We start from the raw sequence: 5,433 nt of genomic DNA, 5'->3' as shown, positions 1-5,433 counted from the left end.
GATGCCGATGCCGATGCCGATGCCGATGCCGACGCGGATGCTGATGGCGACGCAGACGGTGACGCTGATTCAGACAGCGAATTTGTCGAGTACCTCTACCAGAGCATTCTGGTGCGTGACTCCGATGTGGCTGGCCATGCGTTCTGGACGCAGGCATTGGAAGGTGAGTACATCACTCGCGCTGAGCTGGTTGATACGTTCTTGGGCAGCTCTGAAGCCCAGGAAGTCGTGGAGCCTGTGGTGCGTCTGTACTACTCGTTGTTCGACCGTGAGCCGGATGCCGGTGGTTTGAATTACTGGACGCAGGAGCTTCGCTCGGAGGGTCTGTCGCTGGAGCAGGTGGCGGAACACTTTGTGAACTCTACCGAGTACGGAGACACTTCTGGTGCAGACGTGAGCAATCAGGAGTTTGTGGACTGGATCTACGAGGCCGCATTTGCCAGAGGGCCTGCTGAAGACGATGGCCGCTCCTTCTGGGTGGGTGCTCTGGAAAACGGTGCCAGCCGTGCAGAAGTGCTGTTGGGTATCTCGGAGTCTGAAGAGCATGTGGCCCTGAGCGCGCAAGCGGTCGAGACCCTGCTGTTGTCGGGCGTGCCCGGTTTCAACGGCGATGCAGGTGCGGATGAGGCTCCAGTGGCAGCATCCACAGGCCTGTTGGACGGCTTCTTCCTGGACGATGCAGACGAGGGTGTCTATAACGATGGTGATGTTCCGTTGGAAGACAGCGATGTGCTGGATGCCAGCGAGACAGAGATTGTCGGCGTGGATGCCCAGGACGCAGATGGCCTGATCGCCTGACGGCCTTTGGCCGATGGGGCAACGCCTGAAGGGGCGTTGCCCGATTGATGCAAAAACCCCACCAGCGATGGTGGGGTTTTTTCGTAAGCTCTATTCAGCCGATGCTTAGGGGGTGAATCTGATGGATGACGGGCCCTGACAAGGAAGATGTATTGGCATAAGTATGTCAGCGTTTTTGGCTATGGTTTTGGCATAATGTATCGCAGTCCTGTGCCACGCTACTCTGGTGGAGCTCATGGGATGAGTCTGTGAAAATGGCATCGGCTATGCCCGCAGGGAGCAGCAAACGTGAGGTTGGTGCGAGCTGGGGCAGGCATATATTCTGAAAATTTCTTAGGAGAAATAGTATGGCAGTCAATTCAATTCCCAGTACGCATACCGCTGAAAAACAGCCAGATCTAAGTTCCGGTAGTGTCAGTAATACCTTGTCGTTGAGTCTGCTGCAACTTGCCGCTGTCAATTTAGGCGGGGATAGTATTGCGGTTACGCACTTTGCATTGGATGAAGATGTCAATACAGTGGATTTGACTTTTGATTCGAAATATTTCACTGGAATCAATATTGTCAATAGGGCCTACATTGTTCTGGAGCGCAAGAATGGAGAGAATTGGGAGCGTGTGCAGACAATCAATGGCCATGAAACGGGTTTGAATACAGGGGTTATTGATGTATCTCTGTTGGGTACGAATGTTGTCGGGAATGGCATTGTGGATGGGGCTATTTTTACCATCTATAACTTGCCAGAGGGGGAGTACCGCGTGGGCTTTGCACCCAATGGGACTTTGGCAATAGGTACGACCTCCACGGTGCATGTGAGAGCGACTGACTATTTCGATATCACGCCTCCGGTGACTCCAGAAAATTTGGCAGTCAGTGCCGATGGTACCCAATTGACCGGTCAGGGCGAGCCGGGCGCGAGCGTGACAGTCAAGGACGAGGCAGGCAATACGCTGGGCACAGGGGTGGTGGGCGACAACGGCAACTTCACGGTGCCGCTTGCGCCTGCGCAGAAGAACGGCGAGACGCTGGACGTGACGCAAAAGGATGCGGCGGGCAATGCGTCCCCAGTGGCCCAGGTGGATGCGGGTGATACGACTGCGCCAGCGGTGCCCAAGGGTCTGGCGGTCAGCCCCAATGGCACGCAACTGACGGGTCAGGGCGAGCCGGGCGCGAGCGTGACGGTCAAGGACGATGCAGGCAATACGCTGGGCACGGGTGTGGTGGGCGACAACGGCAACTTCACGGTGCCGCTTGCACCTGCGCAGAAGAACGGCGAGACGCTGGACGTAACGCAGAAGGATGCGGCGGGCAATACGTCGCCCGTGGCCCAGGTGGATGCGGGCGATACGACTGCACCAGTGGTGCCCAAGGGTCTGGCGGTCAGCCCCAATGGCACGCAACTGACGGGTCAGGGCGAGCCGGGCGCGAGCGTGACGGTCAAGGACGATGCAGGCAATACGCTGGGCACGGGTGTGGTGGGCGACAACGGCAACTTCACGGTGCCGCTTGCACCTGCGCAGAAGAACGGCGAGACGCTGGACGTGACGCAGAAGGATGCGGCGGGCAATACGTCGCCGGTGGCCCAGGTGGATGCGGGTGACAGCACGGCACCGGCGGCTCCGAAGAATCTGGCAGTCAGCCCCAATGGCACGCAACTGACGGGTCAGGGCGAGCCGGGTGCAAGCGTGGCCGTGAAGGATGCGGCAGGCAATACGCTGGGCACGGGGGTGGTGGATGATGCGGGCAATTTCAAGGCCAATCTCAGCCCTGTGCAGAAGAATGGCGAAAAGCTGAATGTGACGCAGAAGGATGTGGCGGGCAATACGTCCCCAGTGGCCCAGGTGGATGCGGGTGACAGCACGGCACCCCTGGCCCCGAGGAATCTGGCGGTCAGCCCTGATGGCACGCAACTGACGGGCCAGGGTGAGCCGGGTGCGGGCGTGACGGTCAAGGACGATGCGGGCAATACCTTGGGCACGGGTACAGTGGGGGGCAATGGCAATTTCACGATCAACCTCAGCCCTGTGCAGAAGAACGGCGAGACGCTGGATGTGACGCAGAAGGATGCGGCGGGCAATACGTCGCCGGTGGCCCAGGTGGATGCGGGCGACAGCACGGCACCGGCTGCCCTGAAGAATCTGAAGGTCAGCGAAGATGGTTCGCAATTGACCGGTGAAGGTGAGCCGGGTGCGAATGTGACGATTACCGATGATGCGGGCAAGACCTTGGGCACAGGAGTCGTGGATGATGAGGGCAATTTCAAGGCCAATCTCAGCCCTGTGCAGAGGAATGGCGAGACGCTGAACGTGACACAAAAGGATGCGGCCGGCAATACGTCTCCCGTAGTTCAGGTGGAGGCGGGTGACAGCACGGCACCAGTGGCCCCGAGGAATCTGGCGGTCAGTGAAGATGGTTCACAACTGACGGGTGAGGGTGAGCCGGGTGCGGATGTGACGGTCAAGGACGATGCAGGCAATACGCTGGGCACGGGTACGGTGAATGACGATGGCAGTTTCCAGGTGCCATTGGAGCCTGCACAGATCAATGGCGAGACGCTGAGTGTGACGCAACAGGATGCGGCGGACAATACATCGCCGGTGGTGACTGTCGATGCTCCGCTGGGCATTGGCTCCAACAGTGACTTTGTCGAGTATCTCTACCAGAGCATTCTGGTGCGCGCATCTGAACCCGATGGCCATGCCTACTGGACGGGCACTCTGGACAGCGGCGAGCTTACCCGTGCAGAATTGGTGGATACGTTCCTCAACAGCGTTGAAGCCAAGGAAGTGGTGGAGCCGGTAGCGCGTCTCTATTACGCATTGCTGGATCGTGAGCCAGAGGATGCGGGTCTGCGTTACTGGGCGGCAGAAATCCGTGCCGGAAATCTGACGCTGGAGGAGGTGTCGCATCACTTCGTTTACTCTGCCGAGTACGACGGAACGTTCGGAATCGATGTGAGCGATGAACAATTCCTCAACTGGGTTTATCAGGCGGCTTTTGCCCGTGGACCGGGTGAGGATGATGGCCGCTCTTCCTGGCTGGAGGCTCTGGAGAATGGGGCCAGTCGTGCAGAGGTGCTGCTGGGCATCTCGGAGTCTGTGGAGCATGTGGCCCTGACTGCCGAAGCCATCGAGATTCTGTTGTTGTCGGGCGTGCCTGGCTTCAACGGTGGCAGTGCAGCATTGGGCAATCCGTTGTTGTTGGCTCCAGCGTCTAATGACCTGTTGGACGGACTCTTCCTGGACGATGCGCACGAGGGTGTCTATGGCGATGTTCCGTTGGAAGACGGCGATGTGCTGGATGCCAGCGAGACAGAGATTGTCGGCGTGGATGCCCAGGACGCAGATGGCCTGATCGCCTGACGGTCTTTGGCCGATGGGGCAACGCCTGAAGAGGCGTTGCCCGTTTGGTGCAAGAAGTCCTCATCGATATCGATGGGGATTTTTTTGGCTCCGGGTTTGTTGCAGAACATGTTTTATCGGGGTGCGCGGAAAGCCCCGTCGTTCACGACGGGGATACAGAGCGCGCAACCCGAAGGGTTCCATTTTGGTTCATAGATAACACATTGAAAATATGCCCTCTCTGTTAAAGTCAGCACCATGCCGACCGTTGTCAAAACCTTGAAAATCCGCGTGAAGGACAAGCACGCGCCGCTGCTATTGCAGATGGCACGGCAGGTCAATTTCGTGTGGAATTTCGTCAATGCGCTTTCCAGCCGCTCGATTCGAGAGCGCGGAAAATGGCTGTCCGCCTACGATATTCACCCGTACACCAAAGGAGCCGCCAAGGAGCTGGGCTTGCACAGCCAGACGCTGCAATGTGTCGCGCAGGAATATGTCACGCGCCGTCGTTAATACAAGCGAACGCGCCTGAACTGGCGCAAATCCACTGGCAGCCAGCGCAGCCTGGGCTGGATACCCATCAACACCGGCGCAGCTTCTTGGAAGAACGGGCAGGTCTATCACAACGGTCATTATTTCAGTGTGTGGGATTCCTACGGCTTGAGCCAGTACAAATTCAAGACCGCCAGCTTCAACGAAGATGCACGCGGTCGCTGGTATTTCAACGTAGCGGTGGAGATTGAAACCCAGGCTAGCGAAGGAGCTGCATCGGTCGGCATCGACCTTGGCTTGAAAGACTGCGCCACCACCAGCACGGGCCAGAAGCTGCATGGCCGCTGGTATCGGGAGTTGGAGCCGCAGCTTGCGATTGCGCAACGGGCACGCAAGAAAAAGCGTGTCAGGGCGATTCACGCCAAGATAGCCAACCGCCGAAAAGACGAAATTCACAAGTTTACGACCGAGCTTGTGAAGAACCACGCCGCCATCTTCGTGGGCGACGTGGCCAGCGCGAAGCTGGTCAAAACCGGGATGGCCAAGTCCACGCTGGACGCGGGCTGGTCATCGTTGAAAACCGCTTTGGAATACAAGTGCCATCAGGCCGGAGTGGTTTTTGAGGAAGTGAGCGAAGCGTATTCAACCCAGACCTGTTCGGCTTGTGGCGCGTTGCCACAGTCGAGGCCGAAAGGTATCGCAGGTCTTGGAATAAGAGAATGGACGTGCAGCGACTGCGGGGCGGCACACGAGCGCGACGTGAACGCAGCACGCAACATTCTCGCGGCAGGGCATTGCCGTC

The 5,433-nt window shown here is 58.2% G+C and carries 4 protein-coding genes; all 4 read left to right on the top strand.

Going from position 1 to position 5,433, the window contains the following annotated elements:
* Positions 1 to 798 (top strand): DUF4214 domain-containing protein (locus BUE21_RS14040; protein WP_143164551.1); only part of this gene is annotated, 798 nt, incomplete at its 5' end.
* A gap of 848 nt (positions 799 to 1,646) precedes the next feature.
* Positions 1,647 to 4,160, top strand: a complete 2,514-nt coding sequence (locus tag BUE21_RS14035; protein ID WP_159435867.1) for an Ig-like domain-containing protein — start codon at positions 1,647 to 1,649, stop codon at positions 4,158 to 4,160.
* Between the two features lie 237 nt (positions 4,161 to 4,397).
* On the top strand, positions 4,398 to 4,652 hold the full coding sequence (locus tag BUE21_RS15080; RefSeq protein WP_073357260.1) for a hypothetical protein: 255 nt from the start codon (positions 4,398 to 4,400) through the stop codon (positions 4,650 to 4,652).
* Between the two features lie 15 nt (positions 4,653 to 4,667).
* Positions 4,668 to 5,433 (top strand): RNA-guided endonuclease InsQ/TnpB family protein (locus BUE21_RS15075; RefSeq protein WP_327069290.1); only part of this gene is annotated, 766 nt, incomplete at its 3' end.

The organism is Lampropedia hyalina DSM 16112, from assembly GCF_900129055.1.
Lineage (GTDB): Bacteria > Pseudomonadota > Gammaproteobacteria > Burkholderiales > Burkholderiaceae_C > Lampropedia > Lampropedia hyalina.
The sequence above is the reverse complement of the archived record's forward strand: the minus strand, read 5'-3'. Positions and strand labels throughout refer to the sequence as shown.

Bases quoted from the DNA above. Each gene is read 5' to 3' on its own strand.
- BUE21_RS15080 (WP_073357260.1), top strand. From the start codon at position 4,398: ATGCCGACCGTTGTCAAAACCTTGAAAATCCGCGTGAAGGACAAGCAC.